General features: G+C 41.2%; 20 protein-coding genes and 1 tRNA gene. 13 read left to right on the forward strand and 8 right to left on the reverse strand.

Annotated elements, in window-relative coordinates; translation table 11 throughout:
• The first annotated feature begins 27 nt into the window (after positions 1-27).
• The 4 genes from BUA96_RS07095 (at position 28) to BUA96_RS07110 (ending at position 4025) form a co-directional block, all read left to right on the forward strand.
• Complete coding sequence (locus BUA96_RS07095) at positions 28-1806, forward strand: MutS-related protein (RefSeq protein ID WP_072981671.1); 1779 nt, start codon at positions 28-30, stop codon at positions 1804-1806.
• Entirely contained in the window at positions 1807-2808 is a 1002-nt protein-coding gene (locus BUA96_RS07100; protein ID WP_072981673.1) for a metal-dependent hydrolase, read from the forward strand.
• Between the two features lie 44 nt (positions 2809-2852).
• Positions 2853-3170: a cupin domain-containing protein gene (locus tag BUA96_RS07105; protein WP_072981674.1), complete on the forward strand. Its 318-nt coding sequence runs from the start codon at positions 2853-2855 to the stop codon at positions 3168-3170.
• Between the two features lie 78 nt (positions 3171-3248).
• Positions 3249-4025: an SDR family oxidoreductase gene (locus BUA96_RS07110; RefSeq protein ID WP_072981676.1), complete on the forward strand. Its 777-nt coding sequence runs from the start codon at positions 3249-3251 to the stop codon at positions 4023-4025.
• Between the two features lie 4 nt (positions 4026-4029).
• Here the strand turns inward: BUA96_RS07110 and BUA96_RS07115 are convergent, their stop codons facing one another.
• Genes BUA96_RS07115 through BUA96_RS07120 form a run of 3 tightly spaced genes read right to left on the reverse strand, consistent with a single transcriptional unit; the run spans position 4030 to position 5705 of the window.
• Complete coding sequence (locus tag BUA96_RS07115; protein ID WP_128755662.1) at positions 4030-4587, reverse strand: hypothetical protein; 558 nt, start codon at positions 4585-4587, stop codon at positions 4030-4032.
• Positions 4588-4632: 45 nt separating this feature from the next.
• Positions 4633-4800 carry a hypothetical protein gene (locus BUA96_RS17270; protein ID WP_164916917.1) on the reverse strand — a complete coding sequence of 56 codons (168 nt, stop codon included), beginning with the start codon at positions 4798-4800 and terminating at the stop codon, positions 4633-4635.
• A 50-nt stretch (positions 4801-4850) separates the two neighbouring features.
• Complete coding sequence (locus BUA96_RS07120; protein WP_072981680.1) at positions 4851-5705, reverse strand: AraC family transcriptional regulator; 855 nt, start codon at positions 5703-5705, stop codon at positions 4851-4853.
• A 136-nt stretch (positions 5706-5841) separates the two neighbouring features.
• Here BUA96_RS07120 and BUA96_RS07125 point away from each other — a divergent pair, with 136 nt between their 5' ends.
• From BUA96_RS07125 to BUA96_RS07150, 6 genes are all read left to right on the forward strand, one after another.
• A complete protein-coding gene (locus BUA96_RS07125; protein ID WP_072981682.1) occupies positions 5842-6777 on the forward strand; it encodes a dihydrodipicolinate synthase family protein in 936 nt (311 codons plus the stop codon).
• A gap of 259 nt (positions 6778-7036) precedes the next feature.
• Positions 7037-8614: an aldehyde dehydrogenase (NADP(+)) gene (locus BUA96_RS07130; RefSeq protein ID WP_072981684.1), complete on the forward strand. Its 1578-nt coding sequence runs from the start codon at positions 7037-7039 to the stop codon at positions 8612-8614.
• Between the two features lie 81 nt (positions 8615-8695).
• On the forward strand, positions 8696-10420 hold the full coding sequence (locus BUA96_RS07135) for a DUF885 domain-containing protein (protein ID WP_072981686.1): 1725 nt from the start codon (positions 8696-8698) through the stop codon (positions 10418-10420).
• Positions 10421-10444: 24 nt separating this feature from the next.
• The gene (locus tag BUA96_RS07140) at positions 10445-11452 is read left to right on the forward strand and encodes a 4-hydroxyproline epimerase (RefSeq protein WP_072981688.1); all 1008 of its coding nucleotides are present in this window, start codon (positions 10445-10447) and stop codon (positions 11450-11452) included.
• 54 nt (positions 11453-11506) lie between these two features.
• Positions 11507-13783 carry a S9 family peptidase gene (locus BUA96_RS07145; protein WP_072981690.1) on the forward strand — a complete coding sequence of 759 codons (2277 nt, stop codon included), beginning with the start codon at positions 11507-11509 and terminating at the stop codon, positions 13781-13783.
• 2 nt (positions 13784-13785) lie between these two features.
• Positions 13786-15036 (forward strand): NAD(P)/FAD-dependent oxidoreductase, encoded by a 1251-nt coding sequence (locus tag BUA96_RS07150; RefSeq protein WP_072981692.1) that lies wholly within the window; start codon positions 13786-13788, stop codon positions 15034-15036.
• 139 nt (positions 15037-15175) lie between these two features.
• On the opposite strand, the gene BUA96_RS07155 is transcribed toward BUA96_RS07150, so the two are convergent.
• The 3 genes from BUA96_RS07155 to BUA96_RS07165 form a co-directional block, all read right to left on the reverse strand.
• Positions 15176-16276: a DUF4407 domain-containing protein gene (locus BUA96_RS07155; RefSeq protein WP_072981694.1), complete on the reverse strand. Its 1101-nt coding sequence runs from the start codon at positions 16274-16276 to the stop codon at positions 15176-15178.
• A gap of 159 nt (positions 16277-16435) precedes the next feature.
• On the reverse strand, positions 16436-18628 hold the full coding sequence (locus tag BUA96_RS07160; protein WP_072981696.1) for a M56 family metallopeptidase: 2193 nt from the start codon (positions 18626-18628) through the stop codon (positions 16436-16438).
• Positions 18628-18996, reverse strand: a complete 369-nt coding sequence (locus BUA96_RS07165) for a BlaI/MecI/CopY family transcriptional regulator (protein WP_072981698.1) — start codon at positions 18994-18996, stop codon at positions 18628-18630. Before BUA96_RS07165 ends, BUA96_RS07160 begins: the two co-directional genes overlap by 1 nt.
• 244 nt (positions 18997-19240) lie before the next feature.
• Here BUA96_RS07165 and BUA96_RS07170 point away from each other — a divergent pair, with 244 nt between their 5' ends.
• Positions 19241-19822, forward strand: coding sequence for a PhnA domain-containing protein (locus tag BUA96_RS07170; RefSeq protein ID WP_072981700.1), 582 nt, complete (start codon positions 19241-19243; stop codon positions 19820-19822).
• 89 nt (positions 19823-19911) lie between these two features.
• The gene (locus tag BUA96_RS07175) at positions 19912-20685 is read left to right on the forward strand and encodes a DUF1206 domain-containing protein (RefSeq protein WP_072981702.1); all 774 of its coding nucleotides are present in this window, start codon (positions 19912-19914) and stop codon (positions 20683-20685) included.
• 292 nt (positions 20686-20977) lie between these two features.
• On the opposite strand, the gene BUA96_RS07180 is transcribed toward BUA96_RS07175, so the two are convergent.
• Complete coding sequence (locus BUA96_RS07180) at positions 20978-22375, reverse strand: dipeptidase (protein ID WP_072981704.1); 1398 nt, start codon at positions 22373-22375, stop codon at positions 20978-20980.
• A 247-nt stretch (positions 22376-22622) separates the two neighbouring features.
• On the opposite strand from BUA96_RS07180, the gene BUA96_RS07185 reads away from it, so the two are divergent.
• A tRNA-Leu gene (locus BUA96_RS07185) sits at positions 22623-22704 on the forward strand.
• Positions 22705-22752: 48 nt separating this feature from the next.
• Here the strand turns inward: BUA96_RS07185 and BUA96_RS07190 are convergent.
• Positions 22753-23775 carry an aldo/keto reductase gene (locus BUA96_RS07190; protein ID WP_072981706.1) on the reverse strand — a complete coding sequence of 341 codons (1023 nt, stop codon included), beginning with the start codon at positions 23773-23775 and terminating at the stop codon, positions 22753-22755.
• Between the last annotated feature and the right edge of the window lie 100 nt (positions 23776-23875).

The following is a 23875-nucleotide window of genomic DNA, read 5'->3' on the forward strand; positions in this document are numbered from 1 at the left end:
TTACACTAATCATTTTCAATCTAACGCATGCAGCAAGATCCCAGAGCCCACTATACCTCAAAAATTACCATTTATCAAGAGCAGCTAAAAAAGATGCAAGCCTTACTGCTTTCGAGCAGTATGATACGGCTCGCAGTGTTTTTAATGGGTGTTGCAGCTATTTACTTCTTATGGGGAAACACGCGCGTTATTCTGGCGATTATTGTTGCAGAGATCGCCCTGTTTCTGTTCTTGGTTTCGAGGCATTCACAACTTAAATACAAGCGGGATTTTCTACAGGAGATGATAGCTATTAATGAAACTGAACTCCGAGTGCTCGATCGTGATTTTTATGATTTGCCAGATGGCGATACGTTTAAAGATCCGGGGCACGAGTTTAGTCAGGATATTGATCTTTTTGGGCGAGGATCTTTCTTTCAATATTTAAACAGAACGGGATTAGCTAGTGGAGCGCAAAAATTGGCAGCCTTGCTTACCGCCAATGACATCGATGATATTCCGCAGAAACAGGAAGCGGTTAAAGAACTTGCAACACAATCTGACTGGCGACAAGAATTTAGAGCTACGGCGCGGCTGGTAAAAGTCAATTATGACACGCGGCATATTTTAAACTGGCTTAAAGGCTACACCAATTTTGCACCTAAAATCATGCAGTGGCTGCCTAACATATTTACCGGCATTTCACTGATTCTTTTTGTGTTGGCGTATCTTGATCTCATTCCAGGAACCGTGGTGTTGTATTGGTTTTTTGCCGGACTTATCCTTAACGGGTTTTTTGTAAAGAAAGTAAATGACCTTTGGGACAAAGCCGGTAAAACGCAAACCACTTTTGAGCAGTATTTCAAATTGATGCTGTTGTTAGAAGAGCAAGAGTTTACGTCGGTTTACCTCAAAAAAGAGCAGGATAAGGTTAAGTCTCAAAAGGCAAAAGCTTCGGCGGTAATTGAGCAGTTTTCAAAAATGCTGGGTATTCTTGATCAGCGCTCTAATATGTTAGTAGGCGTATTTATAAATTCCTTTTTTCTTTCAGATTTAAGGCAATCGTATCGCATAGAACGCTGGATTGCATTGAATGCAGATGAGGTTGCCAACTGGTTTGAAGTGATTGCATTTTTTGATGCGCAAAACAGCCTGGCCAATTTCAGTTTTAATCATCCCGATTACGCTTTCGCGGAAATCAAAAAAGGAAAACATACGCTAACTGCAAAAGCGCTGGCGCATCCGTTACTCGATCCTAAGAAGGCGGTTGCTAACGATTTTGATATTGATAGCGAACAGTTCTTTATTATCACCGGCGCTAACATGGCTGGTAAAAGTACCTTTTTACGCACGGTGTCTCTGAGTATTGTGATGAGCAATGCAGGGCTTCCTATTTGTGCCAAAGAAGCGGTTTATGATCCTATAAAATTGATCACCAGTATGCGTACCAGCGACTCGCTTACCGATGATGAATCGTATTTCTTTTCAGAATTGAAGCGCTTGCAGTTTATTGTAAATGCGATAAAAACGGATACCTATTTTATCATTCTGGACGAAATTTTAAAAGGAACCAACAGTACTGATAAAGCTATCGGCTCCCGAAAATTCATTGAGAAATTGGTGGCTTCAAACTCTACCGGAATTATCGCTACGCACGACCTGAGTTTGTGTGAAGCTGCAGACGAACTCGACGATGTAAAGAACTATTATTTTGATGCGCTGATCATCAACGACGAGTTGTTTTTTGACTACACCTTTAAGAAAGGGATTTGCCAGAATATGAACGCGTCTTTCTTACTCAGAAAGATGCAAATTATAGATGCATAGATGGATTCGTTGACGCAAATCGTTCTGGGTGCTGCGGTAGGAGAAGCCGTTTTAGGAAAAAAAGTGGGCAACAAAGCGATGTTGTACGGTGCAATCGCCGGTACAATTCCTGATCTTGATACTATTTGGGGTAAATTTCTCGATCCGCTTACTGCGATAGAAATTCACAGAGGAATAAGTCATTCTATCATTTTTAGTATTGTGATGGCGCCCATTTTAGGTTGGCTCGTGGCGCAACTACATAAAAAAGCACAAGCCGGTTGGAAAGATTGGTCCTGGCTCTTTTTCTGGGGATTGGTGACGCATCCGCTTTTGGACGCGCATACTACTTGGGGAACGCAGCTGTTTTGGCCGTTGGATCTTAGGTTGGCGTACCAAAATATATTTGTGATCGATCCGCTATATACCTTGCCATTTTTGATCTTTTTAATTCTCGCAATGCGCTTACCAAAAGCTTCCAGAAAACGCCGAAAATGGAATAATCTCGGACTCATAATAAGTTCAGCGTATATGGTGCTGACTTTAGTTTTTAAAGGAATCAGTTATCAGAAATTCACAGAAGCCTTAGCAAATGAAAAGATTGAATACACACAAATCGATACGCGACCGGCAGCGTTTAATACAATTTTGTGGCACGCCAATATTGATGTAGGCGATGCGTATTTGCTAGGCGATTATTCGTTTTTTGATAGCCAACCTATAAGCTTCAAATACGTACCTAAAGATCCCCAGTTATTAGGTGATCTTAGGAATTCGGAAACTATCGAGCGACTTGATAAAATTTCAAATGGTTGGTATGCGATCGAGAAACGTGATGGCGATTTGTATTATAATGATCTTCGGTTTGGGGTTTATGATCTGGATGCAAAAGATTTGCGCTTTGTCTTCAGTTATCAATTGATTCCTGCGGGTGACGATTTAAAAATACAAGAAGCAGAACGAGATCCCGAAGCGATGAAGCAGGTTTTGAAGAGCTTGTGGAGCAGGATCTGGGGAAACTAGACTTGAGATATAGAATTAAAATATCATTGATTAAAAATAATACGATGCAGTATAAACTTTCAGAAATAGCACCTAAAGAAATTATGCCGGGATATCACGGCAAACTCGTACATACTCAAAATACGTCACTCGCATTTTGGGAAGTTGAGGAAGGGGCTCAAGTACCCGAGCACAGTCATATGAATGAGCAAATCATGCACGTGATTGAAGGAGAATTTGAGTTCACCCTTGACGGAACGACCAAAGTGTATCATCCCGGAGATATTGTGGTGATCGCTCCGCACCTTTCGCATAGCGGAAAAGCCTTAACACCTTGTAAATTACTAGATGTGTTTAGTCCGACAAGAGAAGAATATAAGTAGCAAAATGCGTGTCAGGTCGAGCGCAGTCGAGACCAGTTTTATCGAAAGCTGGAAAGTAACACTACTAATTGTAATACTATGAATATTGATTTAAGCGGAAAGAAGGCACTTGTTGGTGCGAGTACCTCAGGAATTGGTAAAGCGATCGCTATGCAATTGGCGGCGAGTGGTGCGAGGGTTACCTTGATGTCGCGTTCGTTAGAAAAATTAGAAAGCGTTAAGCAAAGCCTCTCGACTGAAAATGGTCAGCAGCATCAAATCCTTCAGGTTGATTTTACTGATTATGCTGCGTTTAAATCAAACATTACAGCTTATTTCGTAAAGAATTCAGTAGATATTCTGGTAAATAATACACAAGGTCCGCCGTCGGGAACAGCGCTTGAAAAAAAGGTTGAAGATTATCAGCAGGCTTTTGACCTGTTGTTTAAGACGGTGGTGCTTACTACAGAACTTGCTTTAGCTTCAATGAAAGAAAAGCAATGGGGACGTATCATCAATGTAGCTTCAGTATCTGTAAAAGAACCGCTTTCGTTTTTGGTATTATCCAATTCTATACGAGCAGCTGTAGTGACTTGGGCAAAAAGTCTGGCTACCGAAGCTGGTACTTTCGGCATTACTGTAAATAGTATTTTAACCGGCTATTTCAATATCACTTCACTAAATGCTAAAAAAGCAAAAGAGCAAGGTGTTTCTGAAGGAGAAATTTTAAAGCAATTAGAAGCTTCGGTTCCTGTTAAGCGTATAGGAGATCCCGCCGAATACGGCTATCTAGTTGCCTTTTTGGCTTCTGATCGCGCGGGATACATCACGGGAACGCAGATTCCTATTGATGGGGGCAAGCTTAATTCTTTATAAAATACTAGAATTTTTTTAGTAATCGAGTATACACTCGCATCGGAGATTTAAGATTTAAATTGTTGTTATCTAAGAGTATTTTGTCGCCAACTTCTAGTTGTATATTTTTTTGAAGTTCGGTTTTGAATTCTAAACCTATCTCGCTTTGTTCAAATAAGGGGTTGTAACGCGTTTGTCCGTTACCGCCGTTATTTAAAGGGTTAGTTATATACTTCCCAAAACTATTAATAGAAAGGTTATCTCTTAATTTATAAGTAAGTTCAAGTTCTGCCTGTAACTGAAGGTCTGGTGAGATAAATGAATTAGCAAGTCCTTGTTCAACGAGATTTCCGCTGAAACTCATTTCTAATTTATTATTATAAAAAGTAAGTGTGTTTTTAAATTTTCTGAAGAACCCTAAATTTTCATAGATCGTTAAATCGGTATTTTGATCAAAAGTTAGTTTCGATTTGGTGCTCTCATTTTCCGGATGAATTTGCGCTTGCAAATCTGTGTTGGCCAGACAAATAATAATCAAAGGGAGAAGTTTTCTATAACAGAAATTCAGCAGGTTAAGTATCATCTAAAAGTTTTCCATAAAGACTATTATTAATAATAATCGTTGCAATTAGCCTTTAAGAAGCGCAATCCTTTTTAAGGCGACAAGCATCAACCCAAGGCTGATACCAATACCTATTCCGTAGAAGAAGTCTGAAATTTGATAATAATGAAGCGCGATAAGATTTGCAGCAAAAAGTGAAATACTCATAACCATCGCAAAAACACCTTTGTTCATAATTAAAAGTTTTGGTGTTAGTAGCTCAGAATTTCAGATTGTTACAAAAATTATCCGGTAGTTTCAGCGCTTTTGTAAGTGCGCGGGCTCACACCTTTTTGTTTTTTAAAATACCTATTGAAATTAGAGACCGAGTTGAAACCGCACGCATAGGCAATACTGGCAATCGACTCCGCAGAATCTGGAGTACGCAACAATTGGCAGGCGTGCTCGATACGCAATTCTAACAGAAACTGATTAAAGGTTTTGTTGGTGCGTTCTTTAAAAAACCTGCAAAAGGCAGTAGGGCTCATCACCGCAACGTCTGCGATCTCTTCAAGACTAATACGTTCTTTAAAATTGCTCAGGCAATAGTCAAACACATTACTCATACGCTGCCCTTCGGTGTCGGTATATTTAGTGTTTTTAGTGAAGTTAGAAAGCAGTTCTTTGGGAGCGCTATAAATGGCATAAAGCAGTTGCATAAAACGCATAAAGCGCTCTAAATTGGGTGCGCTGGCTATGGATGTAAAGTAGTTTTTAAAGCGTGACTGCGTATCAATAATTCTAAAACCCGAAGCCGCTTGCTTAAAGAACAGGTCAAACTCTTTTAATTCTTCGGTCTCAAAAAAAGACGCACCAAAGCTTTCCCGGTTAAAAAATATGGTGAGCATATGGGATAGTCCTTCGGGATTAGGATCACTTCTAAAAACGTGCGGTAAGTTTCCACCAAATATTAAAACATCTCCCGGATTAAATCTACTTACTGTATCGCCCACAAGAAGCGTCCCGGTGCCTGAAAGAATATAGCTCATCTGGATTTCAGGATGCTGATGCAGCTTGTCATAAAACAAGGGCTCCAAATCTTCCTGAAGGATTAGTGCGTTATTGCCAGACTTCGGTATTTTAAATGGTAAAACCTTCAATGGTTAGAATTTGACGTTGATTTTAAGCGAAAATGTGTAATTGCGCTAAAATATGCAATGTTTTGGTTAAATACTACAAAACTAAAGGAAGTGAAGCCTGCTACATTTGTACCATCAATAATAAACATAAGAAACGATGCAGATCAATTGGGAGGGTGTGATGCCCGCAGTAACGACAAAGTTTACAGCAGACGATAAACTGGATTTAGATTTATTTAAGGTAAACATCAAAGCCCAGCTTGATGCTGGCGTTCACGGAATTGTTTTAGGTGGAACCCTAGGCGAAGCCAGTACTTTAACTGACGAGGAAAAAAGTATTTTAACACGTAAAACTGTTGAGATCGTTGCGGGTTCTGTGCCGGTAATGATGAACATCGCAGAGCAAACTACAAAAGGGGCTATTGCTGCAGCAAAACAAGCAGAAGAAGATGGAGCTGCAGGTTTAATGATGTTGCCTCCTATGCGTTATAAAGCGAGCGATCGTGAGGTTGTCGCTTATTTTAAAGCGGTTGCACAAAGTACGTCGTTACCAATTATGGTGTATAACAACCCGGTTGACTATAAGATTGAAGTGACGCTTGATATGTTTGAAGAGTTGCTTGAAGAGCCAAATATTCAGGCGGTGAAAGAATCTACACGAGACATCTCTAATGTAACCCGTATTAAAAACCGTTTTGGTGATCGTTTAAAGATTATGACCGGTGTAGATACTTTGGCGTTAGAAAGCTTGTTGATGGGCGCAGACGGTTGGGTAGCCGGTTTGGTTTGTGCATTCCCTGCTGAGACGGTTGCGATCTACGAATTACAAAAAGCAGGTCGTATTGATGAGGCTTTAGCGATCTATCGCTGGTTCTTACCACTTTTAGAATTAGATATCGACGCACAACTTGTACAAAATATCAAGCTTGCAGAAGTGTATACTAAAATTGGTTCTGAGCACGTGCGCGCACCGCGTTTACCATTAGCTGGTACTCGTCGCGAAGAAGTGATAAAAATTATTGAAGAAGGTTTAGCAAACAGACCTACTTTACCAGAATACAAAGGCCTTAATACGCAGCAAGAGCTGGCGTAATTCAATATAAATTAAAAGATTATTTGGTGGATAAAATGAGTCGGAGGCTGCGTTCGTTTAAAATTAGATTTTAAGTTTAGCTATCAACGGTTTGGCGATTTTCAAGACTTGACATAATAGCTGACGACTCATTTTTTTTGAGGTTTTATAAAACCTTTTAAAGCACAAATTATAGTTTAATTAAAAGCACCGCAACTGTGGTGCTTTTGGCGTAAACAAGCTTAAGGCAGTTTAAGCGATTAAAAAGAAATTGATACAAATGATTACAGGAAAGAATTATATAGGAAGTAAAATTTCTGCGGAGGGAAAAACGACTTATACAACGATCAACCCAAAGCTCAATATTGAGAATGAGTGGCAATTTACCGAAGCTACCGAGAGCGAAGTTGATGCTGCCGCACAATTAGCTGCGGAAGCTTTTGAAGTGTATAAACATAAGTCTGATAAAGAACGTGCAACATTCTTAAGAGCAATTGGCGAAGAGATCGAAGCTTTAGGTCAGCAATTGATCGACACCTACACCACCGAATCGGGCCTTCCCGAAGGTCGTGCGATGGGAGAGCGCGGTAGAACTATAGGTCAGCTTAATGCGTTTGCTTCTTTGTTAGAACAAGGAGATTGGGTGCAAGCCACCATTGATCACGGTAATCCCGAGCGTACTCCTGCACCAAAACCTGATTTGCGTAAAATGCAAATCGCGACCGGACCTGTCGCTGTTTTTGGGGCAAGTAATTTTCCGTTTGCGTTCTCAACCGCTGGCGGAGATACTGCGAGCGCGCTTGCAGCTGGTTGCCCGGTTGTGGTGAAAAGTCACCCAATGCACGCAGCGACGGGCGAATTGGTCTCTTCAGCAATTATCAAAGCAGCGCAGAAAACAGGAATGCCAGAAGGCGTTTTTTCTAACCTGAACAGTAAAGGAATTGCAGTAGGAGAGCAGCTGGTTAAGCATCCTGCGATCAAAGGTGTTGGTTTTACCGGAAGCATAAAAGCGGGGAAAGCCTTAGTTGCACTTGGGGCGAACAGAGAAGAGCCCATCCCGGTTTATGCCGAAATGGGAAGTATAAATCCAGTGGTGATCCTTCCGGAAGCCTTAAAAGTCAATGGTGAAAGCTGGGCGCAAAAATATGCAGGAAGCATCAATCTTGGCGCAGGACAATTCTGTACCAATCCCGGTTTGATCTTAGGGATTGAAGGAGACGAATTAGAAACGTTTGGTAAGAATCTGGCTGCGCATTTAGGCGAGCAACCTGCGCATTGCATGTTGCATCCTAATATTCAGTCGGCTTATGAAAACGGAAAACAGAATATGATCGACGCGGCAGGAACCGAAGTGCTTGCAGTTACTTTAGAAGCAGAAGGTGCAAATGATGGTAAACCGGCATTGGTAAAAGTAACAGGAGATGATTTTCTAGCGAATACAATGCTGCATGCAGAAGTTTTTGGACCGTTTTCAATTTTGGTAAGCTGTACTTCAAAGGCACAACTGCTTGAGGTTTTAAATGCATTAGAAGGCCAACTTACTGGTTCGCTTATCGCGGAAACTTCAGAAGTTGCAGCATATACAGATGTGATTGATGCCTTGCGTTCGCGTGTGGGTAGAATTTTATTTAATGGTGTTCCTACCGGTGTTGAGGTTTGTCCTGCAATGCATCACGGTGGGCCATTTCCATCTACCTCTGATGCCAAATTTACTTCGGTAGGTAACGATGCGATTTACCGTTGGGTACGTCCGGTTTCGTATCAAGACTGGCCGCAAGAATTACTTCCAGATGCTTTAAAAGAAGAGAATCCGTTAGGTATTTTTCGCAAGGTTGATGGGAACTATAGTAAAGCTTGATAGCTTCAACTAGTACGAGTTAGACAAGAGATACAGTAGTTTAAAGTACTACTGTATCTTATTAATCAAATAATTAAACGTATGAGACACTATTTACTTCTTTTTATTATTTCAAGTTTAACTCTTTCAGTTTCAGCTCAGGATGCTGTTTCCCTAGATAGCATCATTACTGAGTATCAAAGTCAACGTGATTATAATTGGCAAGATTATCCGTTAGGGCGCTATGATGAAGAAGTGCCTAAAAAAAGAGCAGATTTTGCTCAAGTATTGCTAAATAAGCTCACAAAGGTTGATGCTTCTGCTTTGAATAGAAGTGAGACCATATCGTATAAATTACTTCAGTTTATACTTCAAGATCAGATCGATGAGTATACATATAAGATGTATCTTAACCCTTTACAAGCCGATCAGGGATTTCATTTGAATCTCAATTATCAGGTGCGGCCTATCAACAGCTATCAGCAGGCTGTGGGTTATTTAAACCGGTTGAAAGCCATTCCTTACTTTACGGAAAGTCAATTTGCGCTGATGCGAAAAGGCTTAAAAGAAGGCATCAATCAGCCTAAGATTATTTTCAACGGCTACGAGTCTACCTACAATACGCATATTGTTGAAGATCCTACCGAAAGCTATTTTTACTCGCCGTTTTTAGCCTTGCCGGAAAGTATTTCCGCAGCACGAAAAGATTCGCTTTTAAATGCGGCGCAGCAAGTGATTGCAGATAGTGTGGTACCGAGTTTCAAAAAGATCAAAACCTTTTTTGAAACCGAATATTTGCCGCAAACCCGAGACGAAATTGGTGTTTCTTCTCGTCCCGGCGGAAAGGAATTCTATCAGAATCGAATTGATTTTTACACAACCTCAAAAGACTACACTGCACAATCAATTCACGAATTAGGGTTGAAAGAAGTTGCGCGCATCAAAGCTGAGATGGAAAAGATCATCGAAGAAGTAGATTTTGAAGGTTCGTTTGCAGACTTCTTAGAGTTTTTACGCACTGATGATCAGTTTTTTGTAACTACCGAAGATGCGTTGTTGATGCACGCCAGAGATATTGCCAAGCGAGTAGATAATGAGTTACCGGCATTTTTCTCCAAGTTACCCAGACAACCTTACGGAGTGATCAAAGTTCCTGACGCTATCGCTCCAAAATACACAGGCGGAAGATATTCTGGCAGTAGTATAAACGGGACACAGGCGGGGCATTATTTAGTAAACACTTACAAATTAGACAGTCGTACGCTGTATACGCTTCCGGCATTAACAGCGCATGAGGCCGCACCGGGACATCATATTCAAGGAGCGCTCAACCAAGAGTTAAGTGATAGTATTCCGCAGTTTAGACGCAATTTATACTTGTCTGCTTACGGTGAAGGTTGGGGCTTATACGCCGAATACCTCGCTGATGAGATGGGAATTTATCGCACGCCTTACGAGAAATTTGGGCAGCTTACCTATGAGATGTGGCGGGCGTGCCGCTTGGTGGTAGACACGGGGATTCACGCTATGGGTTGGTCGCGCCAAGAGGTGGTAGATTATATGTCGCAAAATACCGCGCTTTCGATCCACGAGATCAATACGGAGACTGATCGTTATATCGGTTGGCCGGGGCAGGCGTTGAGTTATAAAATAGGCGAACTCAAAATACGTGAGCTGCGCGAAAAAGCGAAGAATGAATTGGGAGAAGACTTTGATATACGTGCGTTTCACGAAGTGATCTTAGGTGAAGGTACGGTGACTTTACCCATTTTAGAAGAACAGGTTAATGCGTACATAAGCAAAGCAAAAGAAGCATTAGTAAAATAGAACATATAATACGTGAATTAAAGAATGGCTGTACACACTTTTGAATGTATAGATGCGCACACTTGTGGTAACCCTGTGCGTGTGGTAAAAACGGGTGGCCCTGCATTAGCGGGCAAAACCATGAGCGAGAAACGCCAGCATTTTCTGAAAGAATATGACTGGATTCGCACCGGATTAATGTTTGAGCCGCGCGGTCACGATATGATGAGCGGGAGTATTTTGTTTCCGCCGCACGACCCGGCAAATGACTTTGCGATTCTGTTTATTGAAACCAGCGGTTGCCTTCCTATGTGCGGCCACGGCACCATCGGAACCATTACCATCGCCATTGAAGAAGGCCTAGTCATCCCTAAAACCCCCGGTAAAATCAGAATGGAAGCTCCTGCCGGCTTGGTAGAGATTGAATATCAACAAACCGGTAAAAAGGTAGATTGGGTAAAACTGACCAACGTAAAAAGTTATCTGGCTGCTCGTGATTTGACGATAGATTGTGATGAATTAGGGACTTTAAAATTTGATGTTTCTTATGGAGGAAATTATTATGCGATCGTTGACCCACAGGAGAATTTTAGTGGTGTACACGATTATAATGCTTCGAAGATCATTAGCCTAAGCAAGATTTTACGGGAAAAGATTAATGCAAAATACAAAGATCATTTTGTGCATCCTGAAAATGAAACCATACGTGACGTAAGCCACATGTTGTGGACCGGTAACCCGCTCGATCCTTCTTCTTCGGGGCGTAATGCGGTTTTTTATGGAGATAAAGCCATCGATCGTTCTCCTTGCGGAACGGGAACTTCGGCACGTATCGCACAATTGCATGCCAAAGGGATCATTCAGCCGCATACCGATTTTATTCACGAGAGTTTTATAGGTTCAAAATTTACAGGTCGGGTAGAAGAAGTCACCCGAGTAGGGGATTTTGAAGCGGTGATCCCAAGTATAAAAGGTTGGGCCAGAGTGTATGGTCACAATACAATGACTATTGATACCGAAGATCCTTACGCATTCGGTTTTCAAGTGTTGTAAGGATACAAATTCGGAATATTAAATCTTATGGCGTTGCCAATAAATATGTAGCTTATGAAGTTTGTAAAATTCAGTTTATTCTTTGTTGTGGGGCTGTTGTTCAGCAGTTTTTCTAGTGTTGCCCAAGAGCAAATGACTTTAGCAGATTATGAGCAAGCCAATGCGTATACATATGCTAACCTTTGGAATAAAAAGGTTTTTAACCTGTCGACTTCAGTAGCTGAATTTGAAGATCATTCGGGGATTTGGTTTGTGAACTATACCGAAGCAGGTAAGGAATATAAAACGCTCTCTTTCAAAAATCTTGAAGTACAACCGCTTTTTGATCAGTCAAAATTAGCAAAAGCTTTAAGTGAAATTTTGAATGAAGATAAGGATGCAGCTCAGCTTTCGGTCTCAAAAATTGAAAAAACCAATGATGGCTTAAGCTTTGAATTTGAGAATACACGCTTCACCTGGGATGGAACATCTTTAGAGGAAAGTAAAGAAAAAACTTTTAAAAATTCTCGTGATTGGCGCAATCAAATGGAGTCCACATCTCCAGATAAAAAGTGGATCGCCTTTACCCGAGATCATAATTTATTTATTCGTGATGCTCAAACAGAGGAGGAAATTCAGTTAACGACCGATGGTCAAAAGGGTTATGATTATGCGAGTAGTATTGGCTGGTTTGACATCATAGAAGGCGAAGGAACCGAGCGCCCTAAGCATTTTGGCGTGCAATGGTCGCCAGACTCTAAATACCTCGTGACGCAAGTTGTAGATACGCGCAATGCAGAAAAAATGTACCTGCTGGATTACAGCATAGACAGTTTATACAAACCCAAATTATTAAGTTACTATCGCGGTTCTCCGGGAGACACGACGATGGTGACGTATAAACCGGTATTTTTTGATGTAGAAAGCCAAAAGCAGCTGGCAATCGACCTTCCTAAAAAAGTGCACGTCAATGGGATTTGGTTGAAATTTCAAGATAAGGAACCGCATAAAATGATTGCTTCCTATCGTTCTCGCGGTTATAAAGAGCAATTTTTAAAAGTGGTTGATCTTGATGAAGAAACCGTACAGCCGCTTTATGAAGAATCTACTCAAACCAGTATTGATAATTTTAACTATCGCGAGATCGAAGGTTGGGATGATCTGGTGGTGATTTCAGAACGTGAGGGTTGGAAGCAGTTGTATTTAGTCAATAAGGATAGCGGTAAAATCACGCCTTTGACTAACGGGGAATTTGTGGTAAACGATATTGTGCACATCGATGAAAAAGACAAAGTGATTTATTACACCGCTTCGGGTGTAGATGCGGCAATGAATCCGTACCATCAGAAATTGTATCGGGTTTCTTTAAAAGGAAAAATAAGCGAACTAACCCCTGAAAATGCAAATCACGAGATCACATTTTTTGAGGATGCTGATTATTTTGTAGACGCGATCTCCAAAGTAGATCAACCTACAAAAACGGTATTGCGCAGCAAGAAGAATGGAAAGATCACAGCAACTCTAACCACAGCCAATACAGCACAAATTGAAGCGGAAGGCTGGCAGATGCCCGAAGTATTTACATTAACCGGTAAAGATGACAAAACTCCTATTTATGGCGCCTTTTGGAAGCCGGTAAACTTTGACAGTTCAACAAAATATCCGGTTATTGATGCAACCTATACTGGTCCGCATACACAGCGTTTCCCCAAAAGTTTCAGTCAGGCGTTGAGCAATCAGGCGATGGCTAATTTGGGCTTTATCGTGGTGGCAATTGATGGCCTAGGAACAGCGGGAAGATCTAAAGCTTTTCGGGATGTTTCTTATATGAATATGGGAGATAATCTGCGCGATCACGTGAATGCTATTAAATACTTGGGTGAAAAGTACGCCTATGTAGATGCTGAGCGTGTGGGGATTTTTGGGCATTCTGCAGGTGGTTTTGATGCGGCGCATGCGGTATTGGCTTTTCCTGATTTTTATAAAGTGGCAGTGGCGAGTAGCGGGGATCACGATTTTAGAATGGAAAAAGCCTGGTGGCCCGAAATGTATATGGGATATCCTGTTGATGAGCGTTACGAGGAAGTTTCAAACATCACGATGGCACCTAATTTAAAGGGAAAACTCTTGCTGGTGCACGGCGGGATCGATGATAACGTAAACCCTTCAGCGACATTTAAATTGGCTGAAGCTTTGATCAAAGCCGATAAGCAATTTGATATGTTGATCATCCCGAGTCAGCGACACGGCTATACCGGGAAATACAGTACTTATTTTCAGAAAAAAAGATGGAATTATTTCATCGAGAACTTACTAGACAAACAAACCCTTTGGGGCTTTAATCTGGACTAACTATGAGCAAAAAATGTGTGATTATTGGAGGTGGAATTATAGGCTTGTCTTCGGCTTATTATCTTCAAAAAGCGGGGCACGAAGTAACGGTGATCGACCAAGGAAGTATGGATTCTGGTGCATCCTACGTGAATGCCGGGTATTTGACACCTAGCCATATTATTCCGTTAGCGGCTCCCGGTGTGATGCAACAAGGCATCAAGTGGATGTTCAGCAGCAAGAGTCCGTTGTATATTAAACCGTGCTTAAACGCCGATTTTCTCAAGTGGACGATGGCGTTCAACAATTCGTGTTCAGAAGAAAACGTTACTAAAGCCATTCCGGCGATTCGAGATATCAATTTGTTGTCCCGCGACTTGTATTCAGATATTAAAGAAGAAGAACATTTCAATTTTCAGCTTAAGAAAGACGGTTTACTTATGTTGTGCAAAACCGAACATATGCTCGAAGAAGAGGCACATGTTTTGGCTTTAGCCAATAAAGAAGGTTTGCCAGCGCGTATGCTTTCAGCGGAAGAAGTTCAGCAAAAAATGCCTAATGCAAAATTAGATATCAAAGGTGCGGCGTTTTATGAGTGCGATCATCATACTACTCCGGGCGAATTTATGGAAGAGCTGAAAACACTGTTGCAGGCTAAAGGAGTCCACTTTGTTAAGAACGAAAAAGTAACCGGTTTTGATTCGTCAAGCGGTACGCTTTCTAATGTAAAAACCGCATCAGGAAAGACTTTTGTTGCTGATGAAGTGATATTGGCAACTGGAGCTTGGGCCGGCGAGTTGAATAAAAAATTAGGCTTGAAAATTTTGATGCAAGCGGGTAAAGGCTACCGCATCAATTCTACAACCGAAACCGGAATCACCTTACCTTCGATCTTGTGCGAAGCAAAAGTTGCGGTAACGCCTATGAATGGTTTTACGCGTTTTGCAGGAACCATGGAAATCGCTGGAATCAATCACGACATCAATAAAACCCGTGTTGAAGCGATCGCCGAAGCGGTGCCACGGTATTTTAATAATGTAGTGATCTCCGAGCAGGAAAAAGACGAAGCCCAATGCGGTTTGAGACCGGTAACTCCAGATGGATTACCGTACATAGGCAGACCTTCAAAATGGAAAAACTTAACCATCGCCGCAGGTCACGCGATGATGGGATGGAGCTTAGGCCCGGGAACCGGACTCTTGGTTTCAGAAATCATTGATGGCAAAAAAGCTTCGTTAGATCTAAGCGTTTACAATCCTGATCGTAGATTTTAAGAGCTGGAGTTTTATTGGCGCCGCCAAAGGGTTTAATACTCCGAGGCTTGCCCTAAGGTAGTTTACTAAAATTAAAAGCCTTCTCTTTATGGAGAAGGCTTTGTTTATCGGGCGACCGGAGATAGATCTAAAGTATTAATTAAAGTAATTTACTCTGCCGCTTGTAAAACGCATCTTGCTGTTTTTGCATCAGATCTCGAGCCATTTTCTTCTTGTAATTGTAGAGTTCGTCTTCCTCAGTAAGGTCGCCGTAAACTTTATCATTAATGACGTTGTCTGCGTCAATAAGGTTTTTACGCTGATTGGCTTTTTGCGTCGTCCACGATTTGAGTTCGCCTTCAGCATCTGATAGCTTAAGATCGTATTCTCCTTTTGGGGAAATAAGCTTGGCAAAAATCGGTGTGGTTTCAATGGCTAGAAACAGTAAAAAGATGAAAAATGATGGGAGCCAAGGCAAGGTTTCTAAAGCGTCAATACGCGCCATTAAACCGTCAAAATTATCAATGATGGGCTGGGTTTCGGTTACGCGGGTTTCGTAATCAGCAGCTAGGTTGTCTTTCTCGAGTTCGAGTGCAGCGACCTTTTCAGCATTGGTTTGCTTCAACTGTTGCAGTTCTGCCAGAGCGGCATCGTGTTTTTCTCGTTTTTCCTGATAAACCGGACCTTTACCTAGTTTTCCGGTACCGGAAGTACCTTCGGCTTCTGTGATGTAAATATCATAGAGCGCATTCACTTCTGCTTCTTTGGTAGTGACTTCGCCTTTTAATTGTTCAATTTCGGAATCTAAAGCAGCGACAGCCGGAGTAAATTGGTCCGCGATCTGATTTTGATTGGCGAGGGTTAGGTCGTTTTTCTGTTCTAATAACACACGATCAATTTCCTTCTCAAAAATTTTAAGTTCGAGTGGTTTTGAGATCACTACAGCGATTATTACGGCAAGAATCAAACGCGGCAATGCTTGGAGAAATTCGTCTAAGAAATTATCCCGTTTTTTAATGGTGGAAACAATAAAGCGATCCAAATTAAAGATGAGTAATCCCCAGACAAAACCAAAAGCTACTGCCATTGAAATACTGTCAAAAACCGTGTACAATGCATAGCCTGAAGCGATGAACGCCATTAGCGCAGTGAAAAATACGGTAGCGCCAATACCGGCATATTTATTTTGCTCGCCGGGAGCACAAGAATCTAGAAGCACATGGTCTGCTCCTGAGCAAAGAATAAAGAATTTTTTAAGCATGATATGATGATTGATGAGTGTTAAAAGTCGCGATTAGTAATTAAAATTCAAAGCAAATGGTGAAATGCTAAAACGCTGAAACGTAGGAAAGTATTGTGATAAAAAAAACTTACCCCAGAAGAGGTAAGTTTTTGATGCGACTGCGATGTGTTGAACGCTTTAATTCTTGTCTTTGATGATCAATACATGACTACCCTTGTTAGAATTAAACATTAAGTTATAAGCATCACTGTTCTCAATAAGTTCCTGAGCTTTTTCAGCAGAAATCTTTTTGTCGTTATAGTAAATGTTGTCTTTCGCTAAGCGTACCATTTCTTTAGGTGCAGGCGGTGGAGGTGGTGGTGCAGGAAGACCTTGTACGGTCACCTCTTCAAAAATTGAATTAGTTGACGGCGGTGGTGGAGGCGGAGGAATAGAACCGGCCTTTGGGGGTGCAGGCGCAGGTGGTGGCGGAGGTGGAACCAAACCTTTGGGATTAGCCTTATATAATGCAGTTGTTTCAAAAGCTTCTTGTAGTTTTTGCCAAAGATTGGCCGCAGGATTTGATGTTCGCACGTGTACGCTGTAATTTTTCTTTTCGCTTAAGGTCCAGTTTTTACTCAAGGCATCAATGTCGTTTGCAAAAGTTTCAACGGTAGTTTCCTTTCCATTTAGATAAACATCAGAGCCGGTAACGGTGATGTTAAGGACTTTTTCAGTTTGGATGGTTGATGTTTCAGACAATAAGTCTTGAGATGAATTGATTTTGTATAGATTAGTCTTTAGAAATTCCTTATTCAGTTCTTTAAGAAATCGATTCATTCCGTCCTGTGCTTTTACATCAAGGATATAGTTTTTGTAGCTTTCAGGTGACCAGTCTGCTGTAATTGCATTCAGATGCTCTACAAGTTTATCTTTTGAACTTGACTGGCTAATTAGACTTACGCGATTATTTATAACATATACCGTTATAAGCTTAGGAGCTTCTTTGACCTTTTTATAAGTAAAGCCTTCTGAGCTCGTCATACGATTTCCATCAACTGTAAAGTAAACATCCTTGTTGCCATAAGTAAAATAAAACCCTGTGGAAGTTAAGATTGGATAATACCTATTTGTGCCAAATTGATCTTCTATAGTCCAGATGGTGCTACCGTTTTCTGAACGTACATAGAATTTCTGATCAATATCAATACCCTCCCAATCACCAGTAAAAATTTTTCCATAGGTATTTTCAGGGCGAATAAAGCTGTTGTCATTTAAGAGGAGTTCGTTGTTTTCAGGTTTAAAGCTTAAGAATAACTGCTTTTTACTAGCTGAACTTGGTTTATTCTTCCAAACTAAATTATAAAGGTTTTTCCCTTCGGGACTCAATTCAAAAGTATCTTTATGAAACTTCATCCAGAGTTGTTCATTCTGATTGTAGATTGTGAATTGCGTAAACTCGTTTTTTCGATCAATCCATTTTCCCAACATAGAACTAGACTCTTTTAGTACTACCGGCTTTGCCACAATTTCTTGATTAAAGAAATAAACGCAAAGCGCAAGAACGGGCACAAAGAGTGCGATACGGGCGGTCAGCTTTTTGACCGAACGGGTTTTTGATAACATAAGAATTCGTTTTTTAGTTAATGAATAATTGATCGGGCTACTTAACGCGGTGTGATGAGCACCTCCCGAATAGTTAAATAAAAGATTGGTATAATTAGTAAGGTTATTATTTTGGTCTAGAGCAGCTTGATCTGCCAGAAATTCGTGATTGAGCGCCACACTTTTTTTAAGTAACATCAACACCGGATTGAACCAAAACACGACCTGAAGAAATTCGATAAGAAGAATGTCCCAACTGTGTTTTTGAATAACGTGCGCTTGCTCGTGGTGTAAGACTTCGGCAGGAAGCGTGTTGTTTTTAAAGTCGGTTTTCGGTAGAAAAATATACTTTAGAAACGAATGCGGAACCACTTGTTCTAGCAGTAGTACATTGATATGCGAGGTCGCTTTGATGTGCTCGTTACGGCGCACCTTTTCGCGTAAGCGCAACAGATTACACAAAAACCGGAAACCCAAAAGCAGCACACCTGCACCATAAACGAGTGCTAAACTAAGGAGCAGCCAATTTGTTGATTGGGCAGTTCGTGTGGTAATTGGAGCTTCTGTAAAAGCAGCCGGTTCAAAATGGGTCTCGGCTCCAACGGGTTGCGGTGCAACTTCAACCGTATAACTAAAAGTGACTAAGGGTAATGCGACCGAGATTGCCAAACTTCCCAATAAATAGAAGCGTTTAAAGTGGTGCGCAGCGGTTTGCTCTAGAGCTACTTTATAAAAGCCCCAAAGAACCAGAAGGCACAATATAGATTTGATGAGGTAGGCTGCCATTACTTTTGAGATTTTAAGCGTTCATCAATCAGTTTTTTAAGTTCTTCTAATTCTTGCTGCGTCAAATCGGTTTCTTGCGTGAAGAACGAAGCAAACTGCGCGGCAGAGTCGTTGAAGAAATTTTTGATCATTCCATTGACTTGCTTTGAGAAATACTTGTTTTTCTTTACTAGCGGAAAATATTCTCGCGATCTCCCATATTGCACATAATCTACAAAACCTTTGTCTTGCATTCGTTTAAGCAAAGTGGCCACAGTGGTAGTTGCCGGTTTAGGTTCGGGGTAGGCTTCTATGAGTTCCTTCATAAAGGCTTTATCCAATTTCCATAAAATTTGCATCAATTGTTCTTCGGCATTAGAAAGACTCATAGCTTCTACATTTTTAGAATGTGTTCTACAAATGTAGAAATAAATTTTAATTCTACAAATGTAGAGTAAAATATTTTATTGATGTACAGGGTTTTACTTCTTGAAATTCGCAAAAGCTTAGGAAGTACAGGCACTTTTAACCGCAAATTGGCGACCATAAAAAAGCTGGATGCTTTTAAATACATTCCTTAACGCCAACTTTTACAATAGCTGTACTTTTACGTTTTGAACAATTATTTCATTTATGAGCCTAGAACAAGACTTAAGAGACCGTAGTGGTAATGTATGTGAATTGAGTGGAAGCACCGAGGATCTTGATATTTATGCGGTTCCTAATTCGCCAGATCTACCCGAGGTGCAAACCCATATTTTTATTTCAGAAACATGTCGCATGCAGCTTGAAGATAAAGCCGCAATAGACCCCAATCATTGGCGCTGTTTAAACGACAGTATGTGGAGCACGGTTCCGGCGGTACAAGTCGTAGCTTATCGTATGCTACACCAACTAAGAGCCGAAGGTTGGCCGCAAGATTTGCTAGATATGATGTATATGGAAGAAACTGTAAAAGATTGGGCAAAAGCCGGAATTTCTGATGAAACGGAAACCAAAGGTTTGGTACATCGCGACAGTAACGGTGTTGTTTTAGAAGCAGGCGATTCTGTGGTGTTGATTAAAGATCTTAAGGTCAAGGGTAGCAGTATGGTGGCTAAACAAGGTACCGCTGTACGCCGAATCTCGCTAGATCACGAAAATGAAAAATATATTGAAGGTAAAGTTGACGGACAGCAAATCGTCTTGGTGACAGATTATGTAAAGAAGATTTAGCACTTCGTTTAGTTTATTATAACATCGGATTGGGAGCAGATATTGACGACAATCAATAGTTTGGCGGTAACTAACTAATTTCCAAATCGATGAATAATAAAAAAGAAAAACTTGCCCGAGCAGGGATGGTAGCAAAGGGTGCGGTGTATGCACTAATAGGTGTTTTAACTGCAATGGCCGCGTTTAATTTAGGCGGTTCTAAAAGTGGCAGTGATAATGCATTACAATTTCTTGCGGGGCAACCTTTTGGTCAGGTTTTGTTAGGCGCTTTGGCGATTGGTTTATTTGGCTACGCGTTCTATCGTATTTATGAGCCGGTCAATGGTCCCGGGGCTTCTTGGAGTGAAGCCAAAGGTTTTATAAAACGCGCCGGTTTTATCGTAAGTGGAATATTCTACGGAGCTTTAGGCTTTACAGCTGCTAAAATGATTGTTTCCGGTAGTTCTGGATCTGGTGGTAATTCTGCGGTTTCTACCTTGATGTCAAAACCTTACGGAGCTTATATAATCGGTTTTGTGGCGCTTTGTCTTTTAGGAAAAGCACTTTTTCAAATTTACAAAGCCTACTCGGGTAAATTTAGAGAAGACGTTAAAGAAAGCAGTCTTAGTCAAAAAGAGCGTAAAGCTCTAATTCGTGCCGGGAAAATCGGATTTACTTCAAGAGGAATCGTTTCCGGAATTTTAGCCTTTTTATTTTTCAAAGTAGCCTTAGGAAACGGAGCAGATGCCGGCGGAAAAGTAGCTGCTTTTGATTTTTTACAAGATAATTTTGGCGCTGCTGTGATGGGTATCGTAGCGCTCGGTCTTGTCGCTTATGCCGTGTTTATGTTTATCCAAGCGAAATATGCACAGATAAGGATTTAGAATTCAAGGTTCAAAATTGAAAATTAAAAAACCCGTACATTATACGGGTTTTTTAGTTTAGAAATCTGATGTATTACAGTTATTCAATGTCAGATCGAGCGCAGTCGAGATCCATTTTTATTTCAAGTCAAGGTTTAAAGGATCTGAGTGCCGAAAATTGAAAACCGACACTGATTACCGAAACCTTGCGTGAGGGATTGAGGCATTGTTGGAGCTCTTTTGCTTTTTTGCAAAAAGCGACTGCCAAAAGCCCGACCCCGCATTTTCGAGGGGTCACGCCTAAATCTTTAATTTACTTCTCTGCCATTTTAAGCTTGGTAAACTCGTGGTAAAAATGCGGAATCGTTTCAATGCCTTTAAAGAAATTCCATACGCCAAAATGCTCGTTAGGCGAGTGGATCGCATCGCTGTCCAGACCAAAGCCCATTAAAATGGTTTTGCTGTTGAGTTCGCGCTCAAACAACGATACAATTGGAATACTTCCGCCGCTACGTTGTGGGATAGGGGTTTTACCAAAGGTTTTTTCGTACGCTTTCTCAGCAGCCTGATAGCCTAAACTGTCTATTGGGGTTACGTAGGCTTGTCCGCCGTGATGTGGTTTAACCTTTACACGCACGCCTTTTGGTGCAATGCTCTCAAAATGCTTTTTGAAAAGTTCGGTGATTTCTTTCCAGTCCTGATCGGGAACCAGGCGCATACTTATTTTTGCATATGCCTTACTGGCGATTACGGTTTTTGCACCTTCACCAATATAACCACCCCAAATACCATTCACATCGAGCGTAGGTCTGATGCTGTTGCGTTCATTAGTTGAATAGCCGGCCTCCCCATAAACCGAATCAATATCAAGCGCCTTCTGATAGTTTTCTAGTGAAAAAGGAGCTTCAGCCATTTTTGCACGCTCTTCGGCGCTTAGTTCTTCAACCTTATCGTAAAATCCGGGAATGGTGATGTGGTTGTTCTCGTCGTGAAGTGACGCAATCATTTTGGTCAAAATGTTAATAGGATTTGCCACCGCACCGCCGTAAAGTCCGCTATGTAAATCGCGGTTAGGCCCGGTAACTTCAACCTCCACATAGCTGAGTCCGCGTAGACCGGTGGTGATGCTTGGTGTATCTTTAGCGATCATTCCTGTGTCTGAGATCAAGATCACGTCGTTGGCTAGCTTTTCCTGATTGCGGGCAATAAACCAACCCAGGTTTTCGCTACCTACTTCTTCTTCGCCTTCGATCATAAACTTCACGTTACACGGCAGGTCGTCATTCTGCGTCATATATTCTAAGGCCTTGACGTGCATATACATCTGCCCTTTGTCATCACAGGCGCCACGTGCAAAAATAGCTCCATCGGGATGCAGCTCTGTTTTTTTGATTACGGGTTCAAAAGGAGCGCTGTCCCACAAGTCTAATGGATCTGGCGGTTGTACGTCATAATGCCCGTAAACCAAGACGGTAGGTAGGTTTTTGTCTTTAATTAGCTCTCCATAGACAATGGGATAACCGGGAGTTTCACAAATTTCTACAAGGTCACAACCCGCTTCTTTAAGGCGTTCTGCTACGGCGTCTGCAGTGTTAAACACCTCCTTTTTATAGGCTTTATCTGCGCTGATAGAAGGAATTTTGAGGAGTGCTATAAGTTCGTCGAGAAAACGTTTTTGATGTTTATCTACGTAAGTTTTTATGTCTTTCATATGTTTTATGTGCTTGGTTGCAAAAATACAGAATGGCTAAGGAATGATTTCCTAACAAATCTACAAAGCTTAATTAGGTCTTGAAGGCTGCTGAATAAGAGACTGCTAAAAATTATATAAACAAAGCATAAAAATTTATTTCAAAAATGATTTTCATATTCAAAATCTTTCCTATATTTGCACTCGCATTTTTAGAGATAAAGATGCAAGTTTTTAACGGGAGTCCTAAGTACGTTAAAAATAGTATGCAGGCGTGGTGGAATTGGTAGACACGCTAGACTTAGGATCTAGTGCCGCAAGGTGTGAGAGTTCGAGTCTCTCCGCCTGTACAAAAAAAACCTCTGATGAAAATCAGAGGTTTTTTTGTTTATAAAAGCTTACTGTCTGTACCTAGATTGGCGTTGTACCATCCAACCGGGATACAGCTTTGGTTTTGGACTTACCGCATCTATTTTTTCTAGATTTTCTTTGCTTAAATTGATTTTGGTAGACTTGATGTTTGATTGAAGTTGGTCTATGGTTTTTGCGCCAATGATCGTGCTGGTCACGCCTTTTTGATGGCGCACCCAAGCTAAGGCAATTTCTGCTACGGAAACCTGATGCACAGTTGCGAGTTCTTGCATCACATCAACCAAGTTAAACGCTTTGTCCTTATCAATAGGCGGAAAGTCAAAGTCGGCTCTTCGGGATCCTTTTTCACTGCTGCCTTCTCGAGAATATTTTCCGGTAAGGAAACCACCCGCTAACGGACTCCAAGGAAAAATCGCCAGATTATGATCTTGAGCCATCGGGACCAATTCGGTCTCAATATCTCTTGAAACAGCCGAGTAATAATATTGCAGTCCGATGAATTTTTGCCAGCCTTTATGCGCTGCGATGGCTTGTGCTTTAGCCACCATCCACGCCGGCCAGTTGCAAATGGCGATATAACGCACTTTTCCGGTAGCGACGATATCATTCAGCGATTGTAAAATTTGTTCTACCGGCACTTTGGCATCTACACCGTGCACATATAAAATATCAATGTGATCCAGCTGTAAACGCTTTAAACTCGCATCAACCGAATTGAAGATATGATAGCGAGAAAGACCTACGTCATTAGGACTTTCACTCATAGGTCCCAAAACTTTAGTTGCGACCACAACTTCATCGCGATTGATTCCCAGATCTTTCAGTCCTTGTCCTAGTAATTGCTCTGATTGCCCAAAGGAATACACATTAGCCGTGTCAATAAAATTGATTCCGGCGTCAAATACTGCTTTGAGCATCTGGTTTACTTCCTTTTGAGGTACCGATGCGATCTGGCTCCACGTTCCGGCATCTACTCCGCCAAAGGTCATTGTCCCAAAACACAGCTCAGATACCATAAGACCGGTATCGCCTACATAATTAAATTTCATAAGTTTTCTTTTGTATTTAAAGTTATGCAGCCCGCAGTTGTTCTATTTTAAATTGAGGTTAAAGTTTAATGCCAACAAAAAAAAGCCGGCGTTGCTGCCG

The sequence above is a fragment of the Leeuwenhoekiella palythoae genome (assembly GCF_900130045.1).
In the GTDB taxonomy this organism is placed as follows: domain Bacteria; phylum Bacteroidota; class Bacteroidia; order Flavobacteriales; family Flavobacteriaceae; genus Leeuwenhoekiella; species Leeuwenhoekiella palythoae.

Coding starts and splice junctions, on each gene's coding strand:
- BUA96_RS17270 (WP_164916917.1), bottom strand. CDS start 4,800: ATGAACAAAGGTGTTTTTGCGATGGTTATGAGTATTTCACTTTTTGCT.
- BUA96_RS07175 (WP_072981702.1), top strand. CDS start 19,912: ATGAATAATAAAAAAGAAAAACTTGCCCGAGCAGGGATGGTAGCAAAG.
- BUA96_RS07125 (WP_072981682.1), top strand. CDS start 5,842: ATGCAGATCAATTGGGAGGGTGTGATGCCCGCAGTAACGACAAAGTTT.
- BUA96_RS07155 (WP_072981694.1), bottom strand. CDS start 16,276: ATGCTTAAAAAATTCTTTATTCTTTGCTCAGGAGCAGACCATGTGCTT.
- BUA96_RS07150 (WP_072981692.1), top strand. CDS start 13,786: ATGAGCAAAAAATGTGTGATTATTGGAGGTGGAATTATAGGCTTGTCT.
- BUA96_RS07095 (WP_072981671.1), top strand. CDS start 28: ATGCAGCAAGATCCCAGAGCCCACTATACCTCAAAAATTACCATTTAT.
- BUA96_RS07135 (WP_072981686.1), top strand. CDS start 8,696: ATGAGACACTATTTACTTCTTTTTATTATTTCAAGTTTAACTCTTTCA.
- BUA96_RS07140 (WP_072981688.1), top strand. CDS start 10,445: ATGGCTGTACACACTTTTGAATGTATAGATGCGCACACTTGTGGTAAC.
- BUA96_RS07105 (WP_072981674.1), top strand. CDS start 2,853: ATGCAGTATAAACTTTCAGAAATAGCACCTAAAGAAATTATGCCGGGA.
- BUA96_RS07160 (WP_072981696.1), bottom strand. CDS start 18,628: ATGGCAGCCTACCTCATCAAATCTATATTGTGCCTTCTGGTTCTTTGG.
- BUA96_RS07145 (WP_072981690.1), top strand. CDS start 11,507: ATGAAGTTTGTAAAATTCAGTTTATTCTTTGTTGTGGGGCTGTTGTTC.
- BUA96_RS07170 (WP_072981700.1), top strand. CDS start 19,241: ATGAGCCTAGAACAAGACTTAAGAGACCGTAGTGGTAATGTATGTGAA.
- BUA96_RS07165 (WP_072981698.1), bottom strand. CDS start 18,996: ATGAGTCTTTCTAATGCCGAAGAACAATTGATGCAAATTTTATGGAAA.
- BUA96_RS07130 (WP_072981684.1), top strand. CDS start 7,037: ATGATTACAGGAAAGAATTATATAGGAAGTAAAATTTCTGCGGAGGGA.
- BUA96_RS07110 (WP_072981676.1), top strand. CDS start 3,249: ATGAATATTGATTTAAGCGGAAAGAAGGCACTTGTTGGTGCGAGTACC.
- BUA96_RS07115 (WP_128755662.1), bottom strand. CDS start 4,587: ATGATACTTAACCTGCTGAATTTCTGTTATAGAAAACTTCTCCCTTTG.
- BUA96_RS07180 (WP_072981704.1), bottom strand. CDS start 22,375: ATGAAAGACATAAAAACTTACGTAGATAAACATCAAAAACGTTTTCTC.
- BUA96_RS07190 (WP_072981706.1), bottom strand. CDS start 23,775: ATGAAATTTAATTATGTAGGCGATACCGGTCTTATGGTATCTGAGCTG.
- BUA96_RS07100 (WP_072981673.1), top strand. CDS start 1,807: ATGGATTCGTTGACGCAAATCGTTCTGGGTGCTGCGGTAGGAGAAGCC.